24 protein-coding genes and 4 pseudogenes are annotated in these 21,267 nt (G+C 36.5%); 18 read left to right on the top strand and 10 right to left on the bottom strand.

Annotation, left to right across the window (positions count from 1 at the left end; genetic code table 11):
• The first annotated feature begins 969 nt into the window (after window positions 1-969).
• The 3 genes from E0409_RS15110 (at window position 970) to E0409_RS15100 (ending at window position 1,945) form a co-directional block, all read left to right on the top strand.
• Window positions 970-1,191, top strand: a complete 222-nt coding sequence (locus tag E0409_RS15110; protein ID WP_131292169.1) for a hypothetical protein — start codon at window positions 970-972, stop codon at window positions 1,189-1,191.
• Between the two features lie 13 nt (window positions 1,192-1,204).
• A complete protein-coding gene (locus E0409_RS15105) occupies window positions 1,205-1,414 on the top strand; it encodes a hypothetical protein (protein WP_235942475.1) in 210 nt (69 codons plus the stop codon).
• A gap of 234 nt (window positions 1,415-1,648) precedes the next feature.
• Window positions 1,649-1,945, top strand: a complete 297-nt coding sequence (locus E0409_RS15100) for a hypothetical protein (protein ID WP_252151828.1) — start codon at window positions 1,649-1,651, stop codon at window positions 1,943-1,945.
• A 64-nt stretch (window positions 1,946-2,009) separates the two neighbouring features.
• Here the strand turns inward: E0409_RS15100 and E0409_RS15095 are convergent, their stop codons facing one another.
• Window positions 2,010-2,243, bottom strand: a complete 234-nt coding sequence (locus tag E0409_RS15095) for a DUF2171 domain-containing protein (RefSeq protein ID WP_131292167.1) — start codon at window positions 2,241-2,243, stop codon at window positions 2,010-2,012.
• Window positions 2,244-2,624: 381 nt separating this feature from the next.
• Window positions 2,625-3,248, bottom strand: coding sequence for an SOS response-associated peptidase family protein (locus E0409_RS15090; protein ID WP_131292165.1), 624 nt, complete (start codon window positions 3,246-3,248; stop codon window positions 2,625-2,627).
• A gap of 1,376 nt (window positions 3,249-4,624) precedes the next feature.
• Here E0409_RS15090 and E0409_RS15085 point away from each other — a divergent pair.
• On the top strand, window positions 4,625-4,879 hold the full coding sequence (locus tag E0409_RS15085) for a hypothetical protein (RefSeq protein WP_131292163.1): 255 nt from the start codon (window positions 4,625-4,627) through the stop codon (window positions 4,877-4,879).
• Between the two features lie 64 nt (window positions 4,880-4,943).
• On the opposite strand, the gene E0409_RS15080 is transcribed toward E0409_RS15085, so the two are convergent.
• Both E0409_RS15080 and E0409_RS15075 read right to left on the bottom strand, forming a co-directional pair.
• On the bottom strand, window positions 4,944-5,180 hold the full coding sequence (locus tag E0409_RS15080; protein WP_131292161.1) for a hypothetical protein: 237 nt from the start codon (window positions 5,178-5,180) through the stop codon (window positions 4,944-4,946).
• Window positions 5,181-5,397: 217 nt separating this feature from the next.
• On the bottom strand, window positions 5,398-6,603 hold the full coding sequence (locus E0409_RS15075) for an alpha/beta fold hydrolase (protein ID WP_171458822.1): 1,206 nt from the start codon (window positions 6,601-6,603) through the stop codon (window positions 5,398-5,400).
• Between the two features lie 508 nt (window positions 6,604-7,111).
• Here E0409_RS15075 and E0409_RS15070 point away from each other — a divergent pair.
• Entirely contained in the window at window positions 7,112-8,269 is a 1,158-nt protein-coding gene (locus E0409_RS15070) for an MFS transporter (protein WP_131292159.1), read from the top strand.
• A 30-nt stretch (window positions 8,270-8,299) separates the two neighbouring features.
• On the opposite strand, the gene E0409_RS15065 is transcribed toward E0409_RS15070, so the two are convergent.
• Window positions 8,300-9,790, bottom strand: coding sequence for an amidase (locus E0409_RS15065; RefSeq protein WP_131292158.1), 1,491 nt, complete (start codon window positions 9,788-9,790; stop codon window positions 8,300-8,302).
• A 492-nt stretch (window positions 9,791-10,282) separates the two neighbouring features.
• On the opposite strand from E0409_RS15065, the gene E0409_RS15060 reads away from it, so the two are divergent.
• Window positions 10,283-10,765 (top strand): hypothetical protein, encoded by a 483-nt coding sequence (locus E0409_RS15060; protein ID WP_131292156.1) that lies wholly within the window; start codon window positions 10,283-10,285, stop codon window positions 10,763-10,765.
• Between the two features lie 77 nt (window positions 10,766-10,842).
• On the opposite strand, the gene accC is transcribed toward E0409_RS15060, so the two are convergent.
• The 4 genes from accC to E0409_RS15040 form a co-directional block, all read right to left on the bottom strand.
• Window positions 10,843-12,210 carry an acetyl-CoA carboxylase biotin carboxylase subunit gene (gene accC / locus E0409_RS15055; RefSeq protein ID WP_131292154.1) on the bottom strand — a complete coding sequence of 456 codons (1,368 nt, stop codon included), beginning with the start codon at window positions 12,208-12,210 and terminating at the stop codon, window positions 10,843-10,845.
• A gap of 17 nt (window positions 12,211-12,227) precedes the next feature.
• Window positions 12,228-12,641, bottom strand: a complete 414-nt coding sequence (locus E0409_RS15050) for an acetyl-CoA carboxylase biotin carboxyl carrier protein (protein ID WP_131292152.1) — start codon at window positions 12,639-12,641, stop codon at window positions 12,228-12,230.
• A 16-nt stretch (window positions 12,642-12,657) separates the two neighbouring features.
• Window positions 12,658-13,113, bottom strand: coding sequence for a type II 3-dehydroquinate dehydratase (gene aroQ, locus E0409_RS15045; protein ID WP_067724286.1), 456 nt, complete (start codon window positions 13,111-13,113; stop codon window positions 12,658-12,660).
• A gap of 236 nt (window positions 13,114-13,349) precedes the next feature.
• Window positions 13,350-14,666, bottom strand: coding sequence for a Y-family DNA polymerase (locus E0409_RS15040; RefSeq protein ID WP_131292150.1), 1,317 nt, complete (start codon window positions 14,664-14,666; stop codon window positions 13,350-13,352).
• A gap of 320 nt (window positions 14,667-14,986) precedes the next feature.
• Here E0409_RS15040 and E0409_RS16550 point away from each other — a divergent pair, with 320 nt between their 5' ends.
• Window positions 14,987-15,145, top strand: coding sequence for a hypothetical protein (locus tag E0409_RS16550; RefSeq protein ID WP_165541349.1), 159 nt, complete (start codon window positions 14,987-14,989; stop codon window positions 15,143-15,145).
• Between the two features lie 150 nt (window positions 15,146-15,295).
• On the opposite strand, the gene E0409_RS15030 is transcribed toward E0409_RS16550, so the two are convergent.
• Window positions 15,296-15,904, bottom strand: coding sequence for a LexA family protein (locus E0409_RS15030; RefSeq protein ID WP_131292146.1), 609 nt, complete (start codon window positions 15,902-15,904; stop codon window positions 15,296-15,298).
• A 125-nt stretch (window positions 15,905-16,029) separates the two neighbouring features.
• Here E0409_RS15030 and E0409_RS15025 point away from each other — a divergent pair, with 125 nt between their 5' ends.
• The 11 genes and pseudogenes from E0409_RS15025 to E0409_RS14970 all read left to right on the top strand — a co-directional run.
• Complete coding sequence (locus E0409_RS15025; RefSeq protein ID WP_067724283.1) at window positions 16,030-16,380, top strand: immunity protein Imm33 domain-containing protein; 351 nt, start codon at window positions 16,030-16,032, stop codon at window positions 16,378-16,380.
• Window positions 16,381-16,689: 309 nt separating this feature from the next.
• Window positions 16,690-16,947 carry a hypothetical protein gene (locus E0409_RS15020; RefSeq protein WP_131292144.1) on the top strand — a complete coding sequence of 86 codons (258 nt, stop codon included), beginning with the start codon at window positions 16,690-16,692 and terminating at the stop codon, window positions 16,945-16,947.
• 4 nt (window positions 16,948-16,951) lie between these two features.
• On the top strand, window positions 16,952-17,704 hold the full coding sequence (locus E0409_RS15015) for an ATPase (RefSeq protein WP_131292142.1): 753 nt from the start codon (window positions 16,952-16,954) through the stop codon (window positions 17,702-17,704).
• Between the two features lie 93 nt (window positions 17,705-17,797).
• Entirely contained in the window at window positions 17,798-18,001 is a 204-nt protein-coding gene (locus E0409_RS15010) for a hypothetical protein (protein WP_131292140.1), read from the top strand.
• Between the two features lie 39 nt (window positions 18,002-18,040).
• Window positions 18,041-18,811, top strand: a pseudogene (locus tag E0409_RS16825) (MBL fold metallo-hydrolase).
• 299 nt (window positions 18,812-19,110) lie between these two features.
• Window positions 19,111-19,875, top strand: a complete 765-nt coding sequence (locus E0409_RS15000; protein ID WP_131292136.1) for an alpha/beta fold hydrolase — start codon at window positions 19,111-19,113, stop codon at window positions 19,873-19,875.
• A 164-nt stretch (window positions 19,876-20,039) separates the two neighbouring features.
• Window positions 20,040-20,138: pseudogene (locus E0409_RS14990) on the top strand (IS5/IS1182 family transposase); the annotation flags it as partial.
• 168 nt (window positions 20,139-20,306) lie between these two features.
• Window positions 20,307-20,456, top strand: coding sequence for a hypothetical protein (locus E0409_RS14985; protein WP_213073375.1), 150 nt, complete (start codon window positions 20,307-20,309; stop codon window positions 20,454-20,456).
• A 95-nt stretch (window positions 20,457-20,551) separates the two neighbouring features.
• Window positions 20,552-20,729 (top strand): annotated as a pseudogene (locus E0409_RS16820) (OmpA family protein); the annotation flags it as partial.
• Window positions 20,726-20,812, top strand: a pseudogene (locus tag E0409_RS14975) (OmpA family protein); the annotation flags it as partial. The pseudogenes E0409_RS16820 and E0409_RS14975, both read left to right, overlap by 4 nt.
• A 267-nt stretch (window positions 20,813-21,079) precedes the next feature.
• Window positions 21,080-21,267 (top strand): transposase (locus E0409_RS14970; protein ID WP_131292134.1); only part of this gene is annotated, 188 nt, incomplete at its 3' end.

Genomic DNA, 21,267 nt, shown 5'->3' with positions numbered 1-21,267 from the left:
CTGGTTTAATTAACTGATGAAATACGGTATTCTGATGTGACAAAACCTGAATCCTGGTCGTTAAAGTGTTTGTTTGCACTCATATTTTAACTGTTCGGACTCAGGTTTTTTTATTTAAATCAAACTATGGGACAGCAGTGACCTTAGGGTGCTTTTTTTATTGATCTGAATTTAAATATTTTTTTGGTTGCTTTATCTAAGCAGCCATTTTGGACCCACATTGTGCCATTTTCATTAAGCTATAAACAGCAGAGATATCAGTGCTATCTTCAGGCTGATACTTCGTGGGCAAGCGAGCTATTTCATACCAGTACCGAGATAACGATTTAATTCCAAATTAAAAACTGCTGGAATTCTTTGAAGCTTCTCTTTCCCTTATTCATGTTTTCTTCATTGCCTTAACATGTGTTATTGATAAATAACATACTGAATATATACCGTTTATTTGATTGTGTGATTCTAGATTTTTTAAATAATTTATTTTTTTAAATGTGATTTATATATTTATTTGTAAATAATGTTAAAAACTATTTAATCAATTTTTAATTGAATATTCATTAATTTTTATATTAATTTATTATCTAATAGATTGTTTAATAATAATAGTTTTTTTATAGGTATGCTTTTATTTGAGTATTATATTTTGATACATCATTGCTATTTTTATTAAGTTAACTTCGGTATATGCTGATATTGTGATTAATAATTGGACTGATATTGTCATTAAGTGGAATGGTCAGCAGGAATACTATTATGTCTAAATCAAAATCTCAACAAAATCAAACAGAATCTAATCAACGAAATCAACCCATAAAACAACCCCACCACCTACCAGAGCATGATCATAGGAATAATGAGAAAAGATCGCCCGAAAGGCCATCGCAGAAAGAAAAATAAAATCCGCTCATTATGTCAATGCTATGTTGAAAGGGGTTTAGGCCCCTTTAAATAGAATAAGAGGAGTAAAGTATGCATATTAAGCCAGTGAAAGTGTATAAAATGAATGAGGATTTTAAAACTTCCCCCAAGCTTGTTTATATGGGCGAGTATGATGATGAGTATAATTTAATGAATGTATATAACTCATCTCAAGAAAAATTAACCAGAATTATGGGGACTTATCAATGGATTTTAAATTCTACCGGGGAGATTTTTTTTATAGAAGAAGATCTTCCTGATCTAACAGATTAAAGGGTTATGTAAGATGAACATGACAACAACATATCCACAAAAATTGGTCACATTTTATAAATTGGACAGTCCTGATATTCAGAGAGGTGTTTGGGCTAATTATGATAAGAATGGAAATTTTATAAATCTTACCAATTATTATGGTAAAAAATTAGAATTAATTGGACCTGATCGTGTCCGGATAGATGGAGAAGTATGGGTATGTAAAGATCATTTTAAATAGGTATTTGATCTATCTTGATTTGGGTAGTTGTAACCCATATGAGTGTGAAAAATTTAGATATAATTTAATGAATAAAAACTGAATAAAAATGAGAATGAATACTGAATTTTTTATAAAAATATAACTAATTTAAAAGAACGAAATTGTGGCTTAATAAACGATAAAATATTAAAGAAAAGTTTAAGAGAATCATATATATTTATATCCCTTATGCAAGCGAATATGGTAAGTAAAATGATAGCAAAAAAATTAAGAATAATTAGCTCTGTTTTAGCCACTCTTGGTATCTCTGCATTTTTCGCATTTCAGTATTTTTTACAAGCTGAAGAGCTGGGTGGCTTTAAAGAAGGGACTGAACAATACAATGGTTATCGCTATGCCCAAAACAATCAACTGAAGTCTGTAGATCAGTGTGACGATGAAAAAGATGATCCAGCACTGAATTTTATCCTGATTTTTTTCAAGGCTGTAAGCAGTTCTTTAATCCCTAGGATTGGCGAGGATTTTTGTTTATTAAAATTAAAAAAATGATACTGCAAACTAAAAATAAGCCCTTTCAAATAAAGGGCTTATCCTGTGAATGATTAGCTTTAATTTAAACAGCGACCCACTTATTTTTTACTTCTTTAGAGTCTACATTGAGAAGAACTTGATTATCTTTAATCTCACTCACCCAGGAAAGTGGAATAAGGTGATGACTACCTTCTTCATTTCTTGTTAACTTAAGTTTATCCGAACCGTCAAGATGGTCAACTGTTCCCACTTTTGTGCCACACAATGCAATTACATCTGCATGTTTGGTAATGTCATTTACATTGATAGTCGCCATTTCATACCTCTCCTATAATAGCGGTAATCTTGCCTTATCTAATTTAAGGCATTCTCAGATCTTTATCGCTATATGTATGCAAAAGGGAACAAAATGTTAAGTAAGTTTACTTGAGTAGATCAGTATAATTTCCCGAAACAAAATTTTTAAGTTTTCGCTCGTTAAACTATGAGTGGATATATCTGTTTAATTTATTAACTTATTAAAAATAAAGTATTTATTTTTAAAAGTGATTGTTGGTGTGATGAGCTGACTCTGAAATTTTATAGACGAAGGCTTTTATGGCAATGAAGTATTATTCATTGAATCAACAGCATGCTTTACATAACTAAAATGACAAACTTTTCAGTATTTTTTAGATCAAAAAATATTCTACTATAGTCATTTTTCTGTACTCTTTTTGGGCTTTGCTAAATATTCATCTTTCATTTCAAAGAAGAATTGATTTGCTTCACTAGCATTGCAATTTAGCCAATCCATTCTTTTGTCTTCAGGTATCACAATAATGGAACGCTTTTCATCATAAGGCTTATGGAATTGTTTCATAAATGGATGATGATCTACATTGATGGTTAACAAGCTCATTGATCTGACATGTTTATTATTGATTACCGCATCTTCATAGATCGCTGCAAGGGTGAAAGGCAATCCATCTTCACGAGAAATTCCATACCAGTGCGGCTTTCCATCTATATATTTGGGTTCAAAGATCGTTTCAACGGGAACTAAAGTGAACTGGTTTTTATGCCACGCATGTCGAAAACTTGGCTTTTCAGCAACACTTTCAGTTCTGGCGTTATAGGTATGACGACCGTATTTTAATTCTTTGGCCCAAAAAGGAATGAGACCAAATTTGGCGAGATCCCATTCAGGTTGATCCGCACCCTGCATTAAAATGGGTGCATCGTATAAAGGGAAAATATCATCAGGAAATTCAAATGGAGGCTCTGGAAGATTCAGAAGGAATGCTCTATTTCTTTTGATTGCTTCAAAATTTGCACACATGAGCGGTCTCTTTATTTTTATTCATCCTCATTAAATCAAAAATAATCAACAAAAATCATCAATCTTACAAATCTAGAACCATTCCTATTAAAGCCAGTTATTGCAAGGGCTTTAATGACTTTGCGCGTATATAAATTAGAAGTATTGAGTGATATGGACTTTGTACTGTAGCACAAAGTCTGGTTTTTAGATGGGAACAGTATTGAGGTGAAAAGTAGAGCTTAAAATAACTTTATATTTCAAGTTTATTTTTTTCGTCATCTTCAAAAGAAGATATAGTTTATTTTTATAATATGATTATTTATTTAGATTAATTAATATAAGGAATTTTTTGCCAATGAGTTTGATTGATTATATCTGGAAAATATGGGATAGAAATTAGTTGAAATTTATATGACCTCATCCTGAGGTATGTTTTAGTCAAATGATTGTGAAGTCATGTTATAGAGGGGACACCCACTATAATTTAGTGGAGACAACAGTATGCTTAATTCCATTCGTAAACTATTCTGCTTTCATGTTTATGAATTCAATTGGGATCATCAGCATGGATACACTCACGAATGTCGCAAATGTGGTAAAGCTGATTAAGTCGTTTTTTCTCTAGTCAGTCGAATGTACTACAGTCCATAAACCCTGCTAAATATTAGATATTAGTGGGGTTTTTATTTTTATATTCCAGTTAGTGGTGCAAGCACTATATGAGCTAAAAGATTTACAGTTCTATGCAGATGAGCTTGCAAAATCTCAGCGCGTAAGTTGTTCAGGTTTTAAGCCCTATAGCATGATGATTATTAATAAAGTCAGGATTAAGCTTAAGCCACTAGAAGAACTGCTTATCAGGAGAGACCTGAATTTGTATCAGGATTAGATGTGTGGGCTTGAATCAAAGCTACTGTGGTGTAATTGAGCGTAAAAGTGGCTTGTTAATGAAAATAATATTTCTAACATTTTTGGTAAATAATGTGAATTTAGCTAGGAATATATTCAATGCAAATCAATTGTTTACATTAATAAAACTTACACGGAAGAAAATTGAAACAGATGGAGTGTGGAATAATAAAATTTAAGGAGTAAATTAAAAGACATCATGAGTACCACATATTCCAAATTATAGGATACAAAACAATGGCTAATCAACAACCCATGTAGAAAAGTCAGCATAATCAACAGCCTGATCAACAAAATAAGCAATCCAATCCACAAAAGCAGCCCAATGAGCAACCTGAACAGCCACAAAAGCAACAGAAATAAAACTTTGCTTTACTCGCCTTGAATCCAAGTCTGTAGGGTTTTTATTGCTTCAAAGTTTTCGTAGATAAACCGCCTGATTATTTTTATTTGTCATCATTTCATCCAAAGGTAAAATAAATAAAATGAACTTAAAATCCTTCAAAATTATAAGCGCTGTTTTAGCAATTATAGGTATTGCAGCCTTTCTATATTTTCAATATTCAATCAAACCAGAAGAATTTGGTGGTTTTAAAGAAGGTACAGAGCAATACAATGGTTATCGTTATGCTCAGGACACGCTTAAGTCGGTAGACCAATGTGATGATGATAAAGACGATCCAGCGATGAATTTTAATGAGGAGTTTTTTGAAGGATGTAAAAAGTATTTTGAAAAATGAAAAGAAGCTTTCTAAGAGAAAGTTTATTGTAGAAAGTAAATAATCAGTTATGCGAGGAGGTTAGTCATAATTTGAATAAAATGACCTTTGCATCCCTAAAAAATTCTCCGTAACTTTCTGCAATAAAAATTTCTGCTTCTGTTTGACTGCTAAAAACTTTTGACCGATCTTCCTCAGTCGTCCAGTGCCATTGGCTAAACATCGCAAAATGCAACTCTGATATCTCGCAAGTATGCGAGTCATTGAATTGATCGCGATAAGTTAAAAATTTCCCATCTTTTTTTATGCAATAGAGCGCCATCCGCTTTTCTCCAAGGTAAAACTGAAATTGTAGATGAGCAGAGGAACTTGAATATTGTTAAATTGTGATCTGCAAGTGAAAATATGTTTTATACAGAATTAAAGCGATGTTTTTACATTGTTTATTCTATTTTAGTTCACGATAAGCGGTAAATAACCCACATAACATGTGAGGTGAACACAATAAAGCCCTAATTAAAGGGCTTTAATCCGCCGTATTATTTTATACTACAGGTATTTACAGATTTCCCTTGTTCAACTGAATTGATAAAGTTTCCAATTAAAAATTCACTTTGTCTTAAAGAGTCACGATGGTCGCCTTCTTTTAGAAGGTGAAATGCGATAGGTTTTTGCTTCGTGCATACTTGCTTATAGTAAGCATAAGTACCACGGTAATCTACAAGTTGATCTTTCTCACCTTGTACAAGTAGAACCGGCACGGTAGGTGTCATATTTTCAATAGACTGCTTTTTTAAATAATTTGTTAAAGGTGCCAAATCTACATTTGGTTTAAAAACTGTTTTAGGCGCTGCCTTTAGATCAGATTGCAATTCTGACAAACAACGACTACGTGCAGAATTAAGAATTTCTCCCATTTCTGGGCTAACTAAATTTGCTGGAGCAAGGCTAGGATCTGCAGCTTCGGCACCTAGAAGAACGATTGGAAAAAATGCCGCGACACTTGTATCAATTTGAGAGTGAGTTGCTACATATTCAGCAATTCCCTCATATTGGTAACCGCCGGGCGCAAGTGCTACCGCACCGCGTAAATTAAGTTCAGGTGCGTCTTTTTGTCCATATGCTGCGACAGCAAGAGAAGCAGCACCTCCTTGACTATGTCCCATGACAAACCAGTTATTACTTAGTTGATTGGGTTTTAAAAGATGTGTTGCCCTTACAGCATCAACTACAGTATGCAATTGACTCTGAGCATTCATATATGGATGTCCGCCTGGTGTACCTAAACCCTGATAGTCTGGTGCGACTACTGAATATCCGCGAGCAAGCCAAGCATTTAAAGCTTTTGCTACTATTTGCTGATAAACGTGAACGGGTCCATTCACATAATCTCCTGATGGAGCACAGGTATCAGCAACGCCTGTTGTACCATGAGCCCATGCTAAAACTGGCCAGCCATCTTTTGGCGCTTTTCCTTTTGGTAATAAAATAAATCCGGAAGCTACAATTGGTTCTGTTTGTATTCCGCGACTACGGTAGGTAATTAAAAATCGTTGTGATGCATTTGAAAATAAATCTGTTTGTTGTGGTTGTATAGATAATAAAGTACCTGGCTTTGTACCCGCTACAGTAGGTATTTGAGCTGTACTGCGAGAGGAGATTGGTGGAGAGGCAATTACGGATGTAGAACTTAAGCAAATACAACTTAGTACTATTTTCAGAACATGATTTTTTATTTTAATCACGAGAATGCACTCCATTTTTTATAAATCTAATTTTAAATATATCAGCATTTTTACCACCACGTCTGATCATAATTTATTCTGAAAATTTCATAATATTTCTAATAGGCTATCGTCAAAAAACCACCCAACTAAAGTAATTCTACGTTAGGTTCTAGCGTGACATGACCTTACATAGCTCATTGAGCACAAGAATTCTGATTGAGAAGATTTTGTTATGTTAACGCGGTTTAGATTTTTTATATCATTTAGATATTTTTTTAAACAAACAGCTCGATAAAGAAAGTTCCTATAAAATATATTTATGTCCATTTTATAAATTTTTAAAATAAAATCAGTAAGATTAGGGCTACCTACTAATTAGTAGTTTACAAAAAAATGAAAAAATATTTATTTTAATTTTTGTAGACAGATTTGTAGACTATTGAAGTGCAATTAGTGGCAAAACCATGCAATGTGATGCAACTATTAAATGTTTTAAGTTATTGAAAATACAATGGAATGCAACTAAATGCTAAGCTTGCCAATCCAACATAAACTGTCAGGATTCTACTTCTTCTACTATTCAATAGTAGGAACTTTCATGCCTTTTTGGAGTCTTTATCTTGAGGATCAGGGCTTTAATTATCAGGAAATCGGACTTTTATCTTCCATCGCGATTGTGACACGGTTTTTTGCGCCGTTTATTTGGGGATGGATTGCCGATAAATCTGGTAAAAGAATGCTGTTGGTACGCATTGCAACCTGGATGGAAGCCTGTATTTGGTTCATGATTTTCCTGATTCCAAATACTTTCCAATCTGTCGCCTTACTCATGCTTATTTTTAGTTTTTTTCAAAATGCAATTTTAGCGCAATTTGAAGGGGTAACTTTATTCTGGTTAGGTGAAAAACGAACTCAATTGTATGGCAAAGTGAGAAAGTGGGGCTCGATCGGCTTTATTGTCGGTGTTTTTGGCATCGGCGCTTTATTGGAAGTTGTTCCGATTTCAATGTTACCGGTCATGTTGCTGTGTATTGCATTTCTGGCTTTTATTTGGTCCTTTAGCATTAAAGAACCGAGTGCAGCACCGCACGCACAGCAGCAATTAGAACCACTGTTACCGATATTAAAACGACCTGTCGTGGCTGCATTTTTTGCAATTGAATTTGTGTTGTTGTTTTCTCATGCACCCTTTTATAGTTTCTATAGTAACTACTTACATCAAATGGGTTTTAGTACCACTGAAATCGGCTTTTTATGGTCGGTTGGCGTGATTGCTGAAATTATCATGTTCGCTTTTGCCAATATATTCTTAACTCGATTTTCTTGGCGTAGTCTGGTGAGCTTGTGTCTGGTTCTGACTGGAGCAAGGTGGATTGTGGTTGGTCTATTACCACATTCATTTATTGCGCAGTTTTTAGCACAAACCATTCATGCATTTAGTTTTGGCTTGTTTCATATGATTGCCATGCGGATTATTTTTCAGAATTTTTCAATGGGGCAACAAGGTCGTGGGCAAGCGATGTATAGCACCATGTGGGGCTTGGGTGTAGCTATAGGCAGTATCTTGGCAGGGAGATATTGGCAACTGATCTCTGGCGAGACGGTTTTTATGATTGCCGGACTTTCAACTTTATTGGGCTTGCTGTTTGTTCGATGGCTACCGAAACAGATCCAACAAGCCTAAAAGTAAAAGCCCAAATATTGTGTGCCTATTTTACAGTTGGATTTCACTGTACCGGTTAAACCAGGGTTGGGCTTGTTCAAGTTGATTTGCGAGTTGCAGTAACAAGTCTTCACGGGCAAAAGGTGCAATAAACTGTGAACCTAAAGGCAAATTGTCTTGATTCCAGTAGAGCGGAACAGACATTGCAGGAAGACCGGTGATATTGGCCAACTGGGTAAAAGGAACCCATTTTAGATTTTCTTTGACAATTTGATCGACCAGTTTTCCTTTAGCCAGTAAATGGGCCTTGCGAAGTTTTAATAGGCTTTTCAAAATCGGTTTCTGCCAATTGGGAATCTTAATTTCACCATTTTTAGGTGCGACAGTGGCGGTTGCAGGGGTTAAATATAAGTCATAGCGATCAAAAAAATGATTCATTTTCGTGGCATAAACACCCCAGTTGTTCAGGTTGTGAATATACTCAATTGCCGTAGTTTGCCCACCGAAGGCAGCAAGTGCGAGTGAATCCAGTTCAAAATCACTATTTTTCGCCTGATATTGTTGTTTAATTTGATCAAGGATATAAGAGAACTGACTAAACCAGGTGGTAATAAAATCTTTGGCTAGAGCCATGCCGTCAATCGGTGGGGTATCTTCTACCACAGTATGACCTAATGACTCCAATAATTTCGCCGTATGTTGAACCGCAGCAATCGCATCTTTAGAAACATGGGTGCCAATAGGTGAATGGGTACTAAAAGCAATTTTTAATTTTTTAGGCGGATGTTGTATGGCGTCCAAATAGCTACTTTGCGGATGTTCAATTTTAAACAAAGAACTATATTCAGCGCCGTGGGTTGCATCCAGCATTGCTGCGCTATCGCGTACCGTTTTTGCGAGGATGTGTTGAATTGCGGCTCCATGCATGGCTTCACTCATTTGTGGCCCCCAAGGGGTACGTCCACGGCTCGGTTTTAATCCAAATAAGCCACAGTACGATGCTGGAATACGAATAGAACCACCGCCATCTCCAGCGCCGGCAATCGGAACAATCCCTGCTGCAACAGCAGATGCAGAACCCCCTGAAGATCCGCCACTATTGTGTTTTAAATTCCAGGGGTTGTGACAGGTTCCCCAGGCATCAGGCTCAGTAATTCCTTTAATGCCGAATTCTGGGGTATTGGTACGTCCAAAGGTGACAATACCGGCATTTTCCCAACGATTCACAATTTCAGAATTATGTTCAGAAATATGATTGATGCGTTTTAAGCCTTTACAGCCATATGAAGTGGGGTAGCCGGCATATTCTTGAAATAAGTCTTTCACTAAAAAAGGCACACCCGCAAAAGGACCGGTTAATTCTTGCTGAGTACGTTTCTGTGCATGGTCATGCATTGGAATAATAATGGCATTTAATTTTGGATTGGTATGGGTTGCACGTTCTAATGCCAAGTTAAGTAATTCGGAAGATGAAACTTCTTTGTTTGCAACCAATTCGGCCAATCCTAGTCCGTCATATTGTAGATATTCAGAAAGATTCATTAAGGTCCTTGTTTTGTTTTTGATATGAACTTTAGTTGTTGTAATGGATTTTATATCAAGAAGCAATACTGACCCGATTTAGCCCGAAGTTTTTGATTGATAAAGTGTTTCATTAACTTTGAAAATCAGAAAAGCGTTGGCTTATTGCTGTATAGAAGGGTATTTAGATGATCCAATCCGTGTTTACGAAGGACAGTGCTTTATTACTCTAGAGATATAGCCTAAGCGTTAAAAATTTAATTTTCTATTTAAAAAATAAAATAGCAATATTTTGATCATGAGTAAAAATATAGGATGTGGTTAGAGGTCATATGAAGTAGATCATTGTTATTCAAATTTATAATCAATAATTTAATATTCTTAAGTCACCATCTTATTGCGATTTTTTAGATAAAAATGAGTGAATATATTGTTGTAATATGGTGATAAATACTGGTTTTTCATAAAAATATGCTAAGTTATAGAGAGAGAATTTTAGCCTTGAACTTCTGTATGAAAAACGCATATCTAACAATTTTACTTATATTATGCTCATCCGTAACGATGGCAAATGACAATAAAGCAGTTGTGGCAACAGAAGCTGACGCAACTGAAACAGAAAGTTCAAATACTATTCGTGTCACAACTCGTCCCGAAATTGTGGGTCTATGGGGAATGCAAGTTGCCAATAATAAAAAATGTATTGAATATTATAATTTTAAAAGTAATAACAATGTCATTATAAAAAGTGGGCAAGAGTGGTCATCAGGCATTTATGACTATCAGCAATCCCAAGAAGAACGTACTTTGTTACCTGCACTGGTTTTGCAGGTAAAGTATGACAATAATGAAAAAGACTGCTCGGGTCTTCAAGAAGATCAAACAGGCGAGATTTCCCAGTATTTTGTGCAGTGGAAAAATCCATCGACCATTAACTTTTGTAGTAATGAAAAAGCAGAACAATGTTTTGCGACATTACGCCGTGTTTTACCTTAATCGCTAAAAACCAAGTTATAAAATTCAGATATAAAAAACCGCTCATTAAGAGCGGTTTTTTATTTAAGAAGTCCGTATTAAGAAGCTTCTTTTTGTTGACCTTCTAATTTTTGCAGCAAATGCTTTTCAAGATAGTGAATATCCATGGCTTGATCGCAGAAATTTTCATCTTGTAAGATCAGGTCTTTATGCAAAGGAATATTGGTCTTAACTCCAGTTAAGATCATTTCTTCTAATGCTTGTTTCATACGCGCAATACAAGTTTTACGATCTTTACCATGTGCAATGAGTTTTGCAATCATTGAGTCATAGTAAGGCGGAATGCTATAGCCTTGATAGATATGCGAATCTAAGCGAATACCCGCACCACCTGGAGCATAATAATGCTCAATTTTCCCAGGAGATGGCAGGAAGTTACTTGGATCTTCCGCATTAATACGGCATTCCATCGCATGACCATGACATTCAACATCAGCTTGTTCAATGTTAAGACCCAGACCACCCGCAATCAGCAGTTGCTGTTCAATAATGTCGATACCAGTCACCATTTCTGTCACTGGATGTTCAACCTGAACACGGGTATTCATTTCAATGAAGAAGAATTCATCATCTTCAAACAAGAACTCGAATGTACCGGCACCACGGTATTGCATAAGTTTACATGCATTGACACATGCTTCTAAAATATCAGCGCGTGCCTGTTCCGGTAAGCCTGGAGCAGGTGCTTCTTCTAATACTTTTTGATGGCGACGTTGTAAAGAACAGTCGCGATCATACAAGTGAATTGCATGACCATTACCATCTGCCAAAACCTGCACTTCAACATGGCGAGGTTTTTGCAGGAAACGTTCCATGTAGACGGTATCATCACCGAACCACATTTCTGCATCACGCTGTGCAGCCTGAACGGATTCAAGCAAGGTATCGACGCGTTCAACAATACGCATACCACGACCACCACCACCTGATGCCGCTTTAACAATCAGCGGAAAGCCAATTTCTTTTGCTTCAGCAAGGGCATTGTGAATGGTTACAGCATGGTCACAGCCTGGAACGGTTGGTACACCCGCTTTTTTCATTGCAATAATGGCAGAAACTTTGTTCCCCATTAAGCGAATATGTTCTGGGCGTGGGCCAATGAAGATAAAACCGGAATTTTCGACAATTTCAGCAAATTCGGCATTTTCAGACAAGAAGCCATAACCCGGATGGATGGCATCTGCACCAGTGATTTCAGCAGCAGTAATAATGGCTGGAATATTCAAATAGCTTTCACTACTTGCACCCGGACCGATACACACTGCTTCATCCACAAAGCGAAGGTGCATGAGGTCTTTATCGGCATCGGAATAAATACCAACCGTTTTAATTCCTAAAGTTTTGCAAGCTCGGGTGATGCGTAAAGCAATTTCACCACGGTTTGCAATTAACACCTTTTGCAACATTATAAATCCCCGTGGTTTTACGCGCGATAGCGGAAAAGTGGTTGACCAAACTGAATGACTTCACCATTTTTAACCAGAATTTCTTCAACCACACCGCTTTGAGTTGCTTCAATCGGGTTCATGATTTTCATGGCTTCAATGATGCCTAAAGTGTCGCCTGCAGAGATAGTTTGACCCACTTTAACAAATGGTGCTTCGCCAGGGCTTTGTGCAGCATAGAACACACCAACCATTGGTGAAGTTTCTACAGCGCCACGTGGCGTTTTTGCAACAGGTGCTGCTACAGCAGTAGGCATGGTTGGAACACCTGCTGCAACCACTGGATTGCGACGAGTTAAGGCGATGGATTGATCACCCTCTTTAACTTCTATCGCTTGTAAGTCAGATTCAATCATCAGGTCGATGAGTTTCTTGATTTTACGGATATCCATGAGACAGTATTCCTAATTATGATTGCGTAGAAAGTTGAATTTTTTCGATGGCATAATCCAGTGCTGCGGCATAGCCTTGAGCACCTAAACCGCAAATTACGCCAACGGCTTTATCGGATAAATATGAATGATGTCTAAATGCTTCACGAGCATGCACATTCGACAAATGAACCTCAATAAAAGGGATTGCGACACCAAGAAGGGCATCGCGTACTGCAACAGAAGTATGTGTCAATGCTGCAGGATTGATAATGATGAACTGTACGCCTTCTTGCTGGGCTTGATGAATTCGATCTACAATTGCACCTTCCCAGTTACTTTGGAAAGTGTCTAACGAAAGAGATGAATTTTGAGCTTGAGCGATGAGCTTCTTGTTAATATCTTCTAGGGTGAGATACCCGTAAACTTCAGGTTCTCGCTTTCCTAACAAATTTAGATTCGGTCCATGAATAACCAAAATGGTCGAGCTCATTCAGCTTGCTCCAATTATAAGTTTGCAATTTTACCTTGCAAGATGTCAGCAAAGTTTGCGTATTATGGCATATATTTCCACATTCTTATTATGAACTGTTTGAATCAATGCGGAAGCTATGTGTCAAAACTGAGCTATATAATGGAAACTTTGCAAGGAATTGGCAATGTTAAAAAATGACATTTTTTATAATTATTACTATTTTTTACATTGTAAACTGAATTGACCAAAACAGCTCATTTATTTTCTGTAACAGCCATTGCTGAATCATGAATGGTCAGAAGTTCTTGCCAACAGGTCGTGTAACGTGGAAACCGGTGATGTTGTTTCATTTGCCATGCTTGACTGGCGGAATGGTAACCGACTTGTATGCAATCGGCGCCGTAGCGTTGCTTCATTTCTAATAAGGTTTGCATCAAATTATCACGCTGTTGAATCAGTTCTAATGGCTGCCATAAGTCATGAATATGCTGTTGTTTGGAATGCAGTGCAGTAAGCATAACTTCAACTTTGATATACTTTTTATTTTCTTTAAATAAAACATATATTTGCTTTAAGGCTGCGTGATTTAAAGTGAGTAAATCATCAGTTGCATATTCCAGACCTAATGCATGGGAAGTGCTCTTTTTATAGGGTGGGTTGGGTATTTTTTCATACAGCGCAACATGCATACACGCACAAAGTTGCTGTTGTGCGGTTAAGCGTTTATAGGCACGGTTTACATGGAAAGTAACAGCTTGTTTTATGATGGACTTTTCGCTTAAAGCTGAAGCAAAGCTGCGGGAGGACAGGATTCTTTTTGAAGGGATTGCAGGGTCATCCAGGGCAATACAGGATTGACCTTTTAGCTCACGAATGGTGCGTGCAATGACCACCGAGAACTGCTTGGCCAGATGATGTTCATTGGCAAAAGTTAAGTCATAGCTATTATAAATTTCATAATCTTGAAGTTGTTTGCTGATTTTTCGACCAACCCCCCAAACATCTGCTACCGGTGTTTCTTGAAGCAAGCTTTCATAACTGCATAAATCTAAATCAGGTAAAAAGCACAGTGACTTAAAACCGGTTCGTTTTTTCGCAAAATGATTCGCCAGTTTGGCTTGGGTTTTGGTCGAGCCAACTCCAATACAACAGGGTAAGCCAATCCATTGATCAATGGTGCTGATCAAATCACGGCAATATTGTTCAATATCCCGATTTTTTGCATAAGGCGTTAACCGGATAAAGCATTCATCTATTGAATAAGGTTCCAGATCATCTATATGGAAGTATTGCTCCAGGATTAAAAAGAAGCGCCGTGACATATCTCCATATAAAGCATAATTACTTGAAAATACTTTTACACCCGCCTGCAAAGCCTCTTTCTCAATTTCGTACCATGGAATCGCCATGCCAATGTTTAAAGCCTTGGCTTCATTACTGCGGGAAAACACACAACCATCGTTGTTGGAAAGTACAACCACAGGTTTTCCATTCAGCTGCGGGTTAAATACACGTTCACAGCTCACATAGCAGTTATTAATATCTATTAAAGCAAACAGTTGTTGTTTCATTATTTTTAATCTTGATTTTGTAACGTTATCAAGTTGAGAATAAAGCGATGTTTAAAAAAACTCAAATTAAAAAAATTGTGAATAATCAATAGGGCATCAGATGAGGAGGTTTAACCTCGTGTAAGCTTCAGTGTAATTCCGGTTAATAGCGTAAAACCAGGCAAGGGTTACTTACTACAAATCAATAGATTAATATTTTGAATATTACAATGAATTAAGTCGATACAGTTTGGGGGTTGGTGAAAAGGAAATATCCTTTAGATTAGTAAGAGTCGTAATTAGTACGGCATATCCCTAACAATTAAAGGATGGATATGAAAATGGCTAATCAACAACCGAATCAACAAAACGAAAATCAACGTCAACAACAGCAACACAACCCACAAAGTGACAAACAGCAACAACAGCAGCAACAAACTGGTAAGCAACAACAGCAACAACCTAATCAACAGCAGCAAAAAAATCCTCAGCAACGCTAAGGTTTAAACAAGAAGCCCCAAGATCATCTTGGGGCTTTTGTCTATCTGTAAATGTTTGCTGCTTTACGGCGATGAAACACTGAGTATTTTACTAGAGTCTTTCATTGATAAAGAAAAAGACCGGTTTTTTATTGCACTTATGTAATTTTATTAGCGTAATTTTTTTAAAATACAGGTCACCACTCCCCAAATAATTAATTGATCTTCACTATGTAAATAAATATCAGGATATTCTGGATTTTCTGCTTTTAACCAGATTTTAGCTGGAGCATTGTTTTGCTTTTCTTTCATCAGTCGTTTTACGGTGAACTCATTATTGATTAAAGCTAAAACGATATCGCCGTGTTCCGCATTTAAGCTGCGATCAATTAGAATCTGGTCGTCTATATCTATACCTGCATTTTTCATCGACAAAGAATTTACCCGCAATACAAATGTACTGAGGGGGTTATGAACCAAATATTCATTTAAGTCGATAAAGTCTTCTGTGTAATCTTGAGCAGGAGACGGAAAACCTGCGGCAACCGATTCTAGGGGATAAGGAATATCTAACTGTGTTCGGATTTGAATTGGATGCAGTTCAATGTTCTTGATGCGATCATCTTTAGGCTTGGGCTGTAGCCATGCTTTAATTTCCAGCACTTTAGACTCTGGCACACGCATGACCACCGTTTTTTCTTGATATTGGGTTTTTCGCCCGGCATTTTTACGTCTGCCGCCGTGACTATGTTCTATTATCTTTTGATCTTTAAGTTTCATTATTGTTTCTTGAATTTGTAACTTTTTCAAGCTTAGCAAAAAACACTGAAAATAAAAAGATTGCCTACATATTTATGATCTAGGCTAAAATGCACTATTCCGCTCAATTTACCAAGGTATAAGCCATGAACCAGAAATCTCCCTTAGAAGAATTAATCGCAGAACAAAAGCTATTGTGTGAGGAATTTGATTCTGCTTATATCAAAGTGAGTGGTGATGATGTTGTTGCAGTTGCTGTAGAGACATTAAATCAAGAACCGATTGTCGGGATTCGTAAAAAGCCTGAAACAGAAGAAAATGTCGCTTGGTTCATCTATGGTGGAGAACTGGGAGAGGGTCAAGATTTTTTTCAAACCATGACTGTTCGAGAGTTACAGGATATTTTGCCTGAAGTACTTCCGTACCTGGCTTTGGCTGAAGGTTTCCGCTTTATGATTGATCGTGAAGATTATGAAGATGTATGGAAAGAAGACTAACCCTAAGCTTAAATAAAAGTAAGCCGTTCTAATTGATGATAAAAGCCACTGTATAAGTGGCTTTTATTTTTTAAGCGTCTAGATCTGAAAGTCACAATGTTTTAAATACCGATTAAGACTTCTAAAAATACTTCTGAAATGATTAAAGTGATTCTATAAGCCCCTTAATCGCTTTGAATGAAACAGCGTGATTAAATTTTGAATCCATCTACTCACTCGTTACATTTCTATGTTGGTGTATAAATAGACAATTATTTGTACTATGTTAATATGAGATAGAAATAGACCTTGTGTAACGGGAGTTGTTCCATGACAGCTTATACCATCATGAAAGCAGGCAAATATGAGGATGATATGATTCCTAAACTTGCTATACATGCATTCCGTCATGCCTTTGATAAAGCATGTTCGGTAGCGACGGTCGTTTACGCAAAAGAACAGCAACTGGTACAACGCCAAGTCAATGGACAAGAAACCGTGATTCATGACTTATCTCAGGCTTATGTGAGCGTTGATCATCTTCCTAAAGTCTTAAAACGCAAGAGAAAACAAGAGGCAGCTGTATAACTGAATGCCTCAACCAAGAATAAGGATGTTTGCCGGTCCCAATGGATCTGGAAAGAGTACAGTCAAAGAATATTTATTGCCCCATCATATTGGGGCTTATTTAAATGCCGATGAATTAGAACAAAACCTTAAGGCGAGCTATCAACTGGATTTGATGGCTTATCATCCTGCTTTAAAAGCACAAGCTTTAATTGATTTCCTAAAACAGAAAAAACGTCCGCATGCTGGACAGTTGGTTCCTTTACTAACAAGCGAGCCTGTTCTATTAGAAGGTGGGAACATTCTGTTTGATCCTTCGGAAATAGATTCCTATCTCTGCGCACGTATTATTGATTATATTCGCCTGGAATTTTTGCGCTTAAAGATCAGTTTTACTTTTGAAACGGTGATGTCGCATATTTCTAAAGTGGAATTTCTACAAGAAGCCAAACGACAGGGCTTTAAAACCTATTTGTACTATGTGTCGACTGTTGACCCGATGATTAATATTGCCCGAGTTAAATATCGGGTCAGTGTGGGTGGACATCCTGTACCGGAACAAAAGATTGTTGAACGCTATTACCGTAGTATGGACTTACTCATGCAGGCTGTGGATGCCAGTGATCGAACTTATTTGTTTGACAACTCTTCAAATGGTGAAAAGGCAGCATTTATTGCGGAAATTCAATCTGCAGAAACTTTAAAAATGAATCCTGATGTTCAGCAATTGCCATGGTGGTTTGCAGAAAAAGTCCTTAAGGATTTCGCAGAAGAATAAAAAACCTTTAAACATTATCTCTAAAAAATAACATTATACATATTATAAAATTAAATAATAACTACGAAATCAATAACAAAGGCATAGATAAAAATGGAAAATATTCAACCTTCTGAAAAAATAGAAACAAAAGATGTAGATCTTGATGTACCAGAGATTGAGCAAGAGCAACAAGACAAGAATAACAATACAGATGTGACTTCAGGATTAGATATATTAGATTTGGCAGCAGAAGTAGGCGGTGATTTAATTGATGTATTAGGAGACGTAGTGAGTGGGATCAGTCTGGATTTCTAAAAGGTCTGCAATAAATTAAACAAGATTTAACCACTTTATATTACTACGCCGTGTAAGACGTATATCGATAGTGTTTTGGGAATTATGATGCCGTCATTGACAACAAAGACCGCACATGCAGAGCAAATTATCGATTATATACATCAAAATAGCCTAAGCGTAGAATGGGTTTTGGAAACCCATGTCTATGCAGACCATCTCACAGCATCGCGGTATTTAAAAAAAATTAGGTCGCAAAATCGCAATGAACAAAAAGATTACCATTGTGCAGGAAACGTTTGATTCAATTTATAACTTGGACCTTAAGTACTTAAATGTATATCATCTATTTGAAGATGGCGAACAGTTTAAAATTGGTGAATTGGCAGCTTATAACATCGCAACGTCAGGGCATACGCCAGACTGTCTAAGCTATGCGATTGGTGATGCGGTATTGTCGGGGGGCATCTTGTTTATGCTGGACTATGGAACAGCTCGCCGTAATTTTTCTGAAGGGCAGTGCTGCTGATTTAGTTGATTCAGTCAAAAAGCTCTAACAATTAGATGAAAATATCCAGATTTTCCTATGACATGATTATTTACCCAAAGAGTGTCAGCAGTACTGCTGAGTAGAAAAATACCAATATTCACCTTAATGAGAGTACATCAAAAGCCTAATTCATTGGGATACGAAACCGCCGTGATGTCACTTTGTCTATGCCTAAACTGATTTTACCTGCAATCCAAATCCAATATGAGAGGCGGGATATTTCCAAAAGCAGAAGCAAATGGCATTACTATCTAAAATTGCCCTTAAATTATTTCAAATAGCCAATTTTATAATAGTAAAACACAGAAAAAGCTAAATATAGCCAAGGATTAATCCCATAAGGTTTTGAATTTAAATATATATTTTTTAAATGTATTATTGTGATTTTAACCGCATGTATTTCTTGATTTTAAAAATTATCCAAAGTGAATAATATTGCCGAGGAGGAGTCTTTTTTTATATCCATTTTTTATAATCTAAAAATAGCCTAAGCAAAAATACATTTTTTTAAAATGGCAATTGATTAAATGTCAATTATCAATAAAGATACCACCATCTAAAAAAGTAATGAAAGAAATTCATGATTCTCAATCATCAAATGTACCTTAATGAAAATGCTACAGAAAAAACACCGCTGGTATTTATTCATGGTCTTTTTGGCAGTTTAAGTAATTTGGGTATGCTCGCACGCGCATATTATGAGTCACATTCAGTGATTCAAATTGATGTCCGTAATCATGGACATTCAGCGCATTCACTCGAAATGAATTATGCCGTGATGGCACAAGATATTCTGGAAACACTGGATGATTTGAATATCCAAAAATTCTCTGTGATTGGTCATTCGATGGGTGGAAAAATTGCCATGCAATTGGCGAATAGTGCAGGGGAGCGTTTAGAACAATTGGTGGTTCTGGATATGGCGCCATTTGCATATAAAGAAAGTCATCACGATCAAATTTTTAAAGCCTTATTTGCGGTACAAAATGCGCAGATTGAAAGTCGACAACAAGCGATGCAGATCATGCGTGAATATTTGCATGAAGAAATGGTAATTCAATTTTTAATGAAATCCTTTAACAAGGGACAGTGGTTATTTAATGTTGAAGCCTTATTTAACCATTATACGGATATTATCGATTGGGATGTGATTCAGCCTTGGCAAAAAGAAGCATTGTTTATTCGTGGCGGTAAATCTGCATATATAAGTAAAGATGAACATTTTGCTGCGATCCAGCAGCAATTTCCCCATGCCAAAATTGCAGTGATAGAAGATGCCGGGCATTGGTTACATGCAGAGAAAACCCAACAAGTCATTGATGAAATAAATAAATACTTAAACTAGAGCATGTCATCAATTAGCTTGAGAAAATCTAACCTGTCCTCATTATTTTTTCATGACTAAATGCTATGCATTAAGAGATGATCAGTGGGAACAGATTAAGATCTGTTGCCCGGGACGAGCGAGTACTGTTGGAGTAACTGCCAAAGACAACAGGCTATTATTTGTTGAAGCAGTATCGAGGTGTTGCTACGCGCTATGATAAATTGGCTCAAAACTTCCTGTCAGCGATCTACCTTGCCTCAATCATGATATGGCTTAATTGATGACACGCCCTGGTTTCAAATATCGAAAGTAGCAGCTGAATTAAATTTAGCTGCTAATGCAATCAATTAATTTATATTATTTGCCAGCAGTTGACCTTAAGAGGTGTATTCATTGGAATTTCACACCGTGATTCACCCGTATTATTGGTTGGATTTCAAGGTGCTGATATGATTACATTAAGTGAAATTTTTAATCAAAAAATGAATTCAGAACATTGGGTTTCATTGATAAAAGCAAACTGGATTGATCCTTATTTAGAACAAAATGCCGGTTTAGTAGCTGTAGAACAATCTTTAAGTGAGCGCCAAATCAGCTGAAGTCAAGGTATAAAATTATTTAAACAAACATTTATTGATGAATAAAAATTATCAAAAAACAAATAATTAAAAGTATTTTTTATATCACTTTTCTTATGACTAGTGTCCCAGTCATTGCTTATGCAGAAACGATTGTAGTTGAAGGTGCTGTAGAGTAAACAAGCAATTTTGAATCAAATGTATGCTGTTTACGGTGTAGATCAAGTGGTTTATAAAATTCAGGTTCGTGCTATCTCTGCACCAAATGGCTGGAGTGATTCAGTTATTAAGGTCTAGGTTCAAAAAAACCTGTTGCAGATAACACAACAGTCGAAGGTCGAAAGAAAAACCGTCGTATTGAATTCGAGGTTCTATAAGTTATTTATAAAGAGCTACAGTTATGTGGCTTTTATTAAATGTATTTATGTTATTCCCAAGTAGAAATGTCCTACCTAATAACCAAATAGAAATGTCCTATATGGACATTTCCAAGTCAAGCACAGGATTTAGATTTCGTTGTTGAATTGCTGTTTTCTGTGCACGTCTGCTTGGCATCTTTTGAGAGTAAGCGTCCGCTGAGCCCCACTTTTTCTAACTCATTAATACCGCGATAGTGTCCACTAAATTTAAGTGGACACCTATTTATGGATTTAAAGACAGTTATAGACAGTACAGCAACGCTAAAAAAGCCCCGTCGAACCTTCACGGCTGAATTTAAACATCAACTTATTCAGCAATGCCAGCAGCCAGATACATCGGTGGCTAAGGTAGCAATGCAACATCAGGTCAATGCGAATCTGTTGCATAAATGGATTCGTCAGTCCAGATCAAT

This window comes from Acinetobacter sp. ANC 4862 (genome assembly GCF_004336635.1).
In the GTDB taxonomy this organism is placed as follows: Bacteria; Pseudomonadota; Gammaproteobacteria; order Pseudomonadales; family Moraxellaceae; genus Acinetobacter.
This window is presented reverse-complemented; position numbering and strand designations above follow the sequence as displayed.

Coding starts and splice junctions, on each gene's coding strand:
- E0409_RS15105 (WP_235942475.1), top strand. CDS start 1,205: ATGAACATGACAACAACATATCCACAAAAATTGGTCACATTTTATAAA.
- E0409_RS15060 (WP_131292156.1), top strand. CDS start 10,283: ATGAAAAACGCATATCTAACAATTTTACTTATATTATGCTCATCCGTA.
- E0409_RS15020 (WP_131292144.1), top strand. CDS start 16,690: ATGACAGCTTATACCATCATGAAAGCAGGCAAATATGAGGATGATATG.
- E0409_RS15070 (WP_131292159.1), top strand. CDS start 7,112: ATGCTAAGCTTGCCAATCCAACATAAACTGTCAGGATTCTACTTCTTC.
- E0409_RS15100 (WP_252151828.1), top strand. CDS start 1,649: ATGATAGCAAAAAAATTAAGAATAATTAGCTCTGTTTTAGCCACTCTT.
- E0409_RS15090 (WP_131292165.1), bottom strand. CDS start 3,248: ATGTGTGCAAATTTTGAAGCAATCAAAAGAAATAGAGCATTCCTTCTG.
- accC (WP_131292154.1), bottom strand. CDS start 12,210: ATGTTGCAAAAGGTGTTAATTGCAAACCGTGGTGAAATTGCTTTACGC.
- E0409_RS15000 (WP_131292136.1), top strand. CDS start 19,111: ATGATTCTCAATCATCAAATGTACCTTAATGAAAATGCTACAGAAAAA.
- E0409_RS15085 (WP_131292163.1), top strand. CDS start 4,625: ATGAACTTAAAATCCTTCAAAATTATAAGCGCTGTTTTAGCAATTATA.
- E0409_RS16550 (WP_165541349.1), top strand. CDS start 14,987: ATGGCTAATCAACAACCGAATCAACAAAACGAAAATCAACGTCAACAA.
- E0409_RS15025 (WP_067724283.1), top strand. CDS start 16,030: ATGAACCAGAAATCTCCCTTAGAAGAATTAATCGCAGAACAAAAGCTA.
- E0409_RS15040 (WP_131292150.1), bottom strand. CDS start 14,666: ATGAAACAACAACTGTTTGCTTTAATAGATATTAATAACTGCTATGTG.
- E0409_RS15010 (WP_131292140.1), top strand. CDS start 17,798: ATGGAAAATATTCAACCTTCTGAAAAAATAGAAACAAAAGATGTAGAT.
- E0409_RS15015 (WP_131292142.1), top strand. CDS start 16,952: ATGCCTCAACCAAGAATAAGGATGTTTGCCGGTCCCAATGGATCTGGA.
- E0409_RS15050 (WP_131292152.1), bottom strand. CDS start 12,641: ATGGATATCCGTAAAATCAAGAAACTCATCGACCTGATGATTGAATCT.
- E0409_RS15095 (WP_131292167.1), bottom strand. CDS start 2,243: ATGGCGACTATCAATGTAAATGACATTACCAAACATGCAGATGTAATT.
- E0409_RS15030 (WP_131292146.1), bottom strand. CDS start 15,904: ATGAAACTTAAAGATCAAAAGATAATAGAACATAGTCACGGCGGCAGA.
- E0409_RS15080 (WP_131292161.1), bottom strand. CDS start 5,180: ATGGCGCTCTATTGCATAAAAAAAGATGGGAAATTTTTAACTTATCGC.
- aroQ (WP_067724286.1), bottom strand. CDS start 13,113: ATGAGCTCGACCATTTTGGTTATTCATGGACCGAATCTAAATTTGTTA.
- E0409_RS15110 (WP_131292169.1), top strand. CDS start 970: ATGCATATTAAGCCAGTGAAAGTGTATAAAATGAATGAGGATTTTAAA.
- E0409_RS14985 (WP_213073375.1), top strand. CDS start 20,307: ATGATTACATTAAGTGAAATTTTTAATCAAAAAATGAATTCAGAACAT.
- E0409_RS15065 (WP_131292158.1), bottom strand. CDS start 9,790: ATGAATCTTTCTGAATATCTACAATATGACGGACTAGGATTGGCCGAA.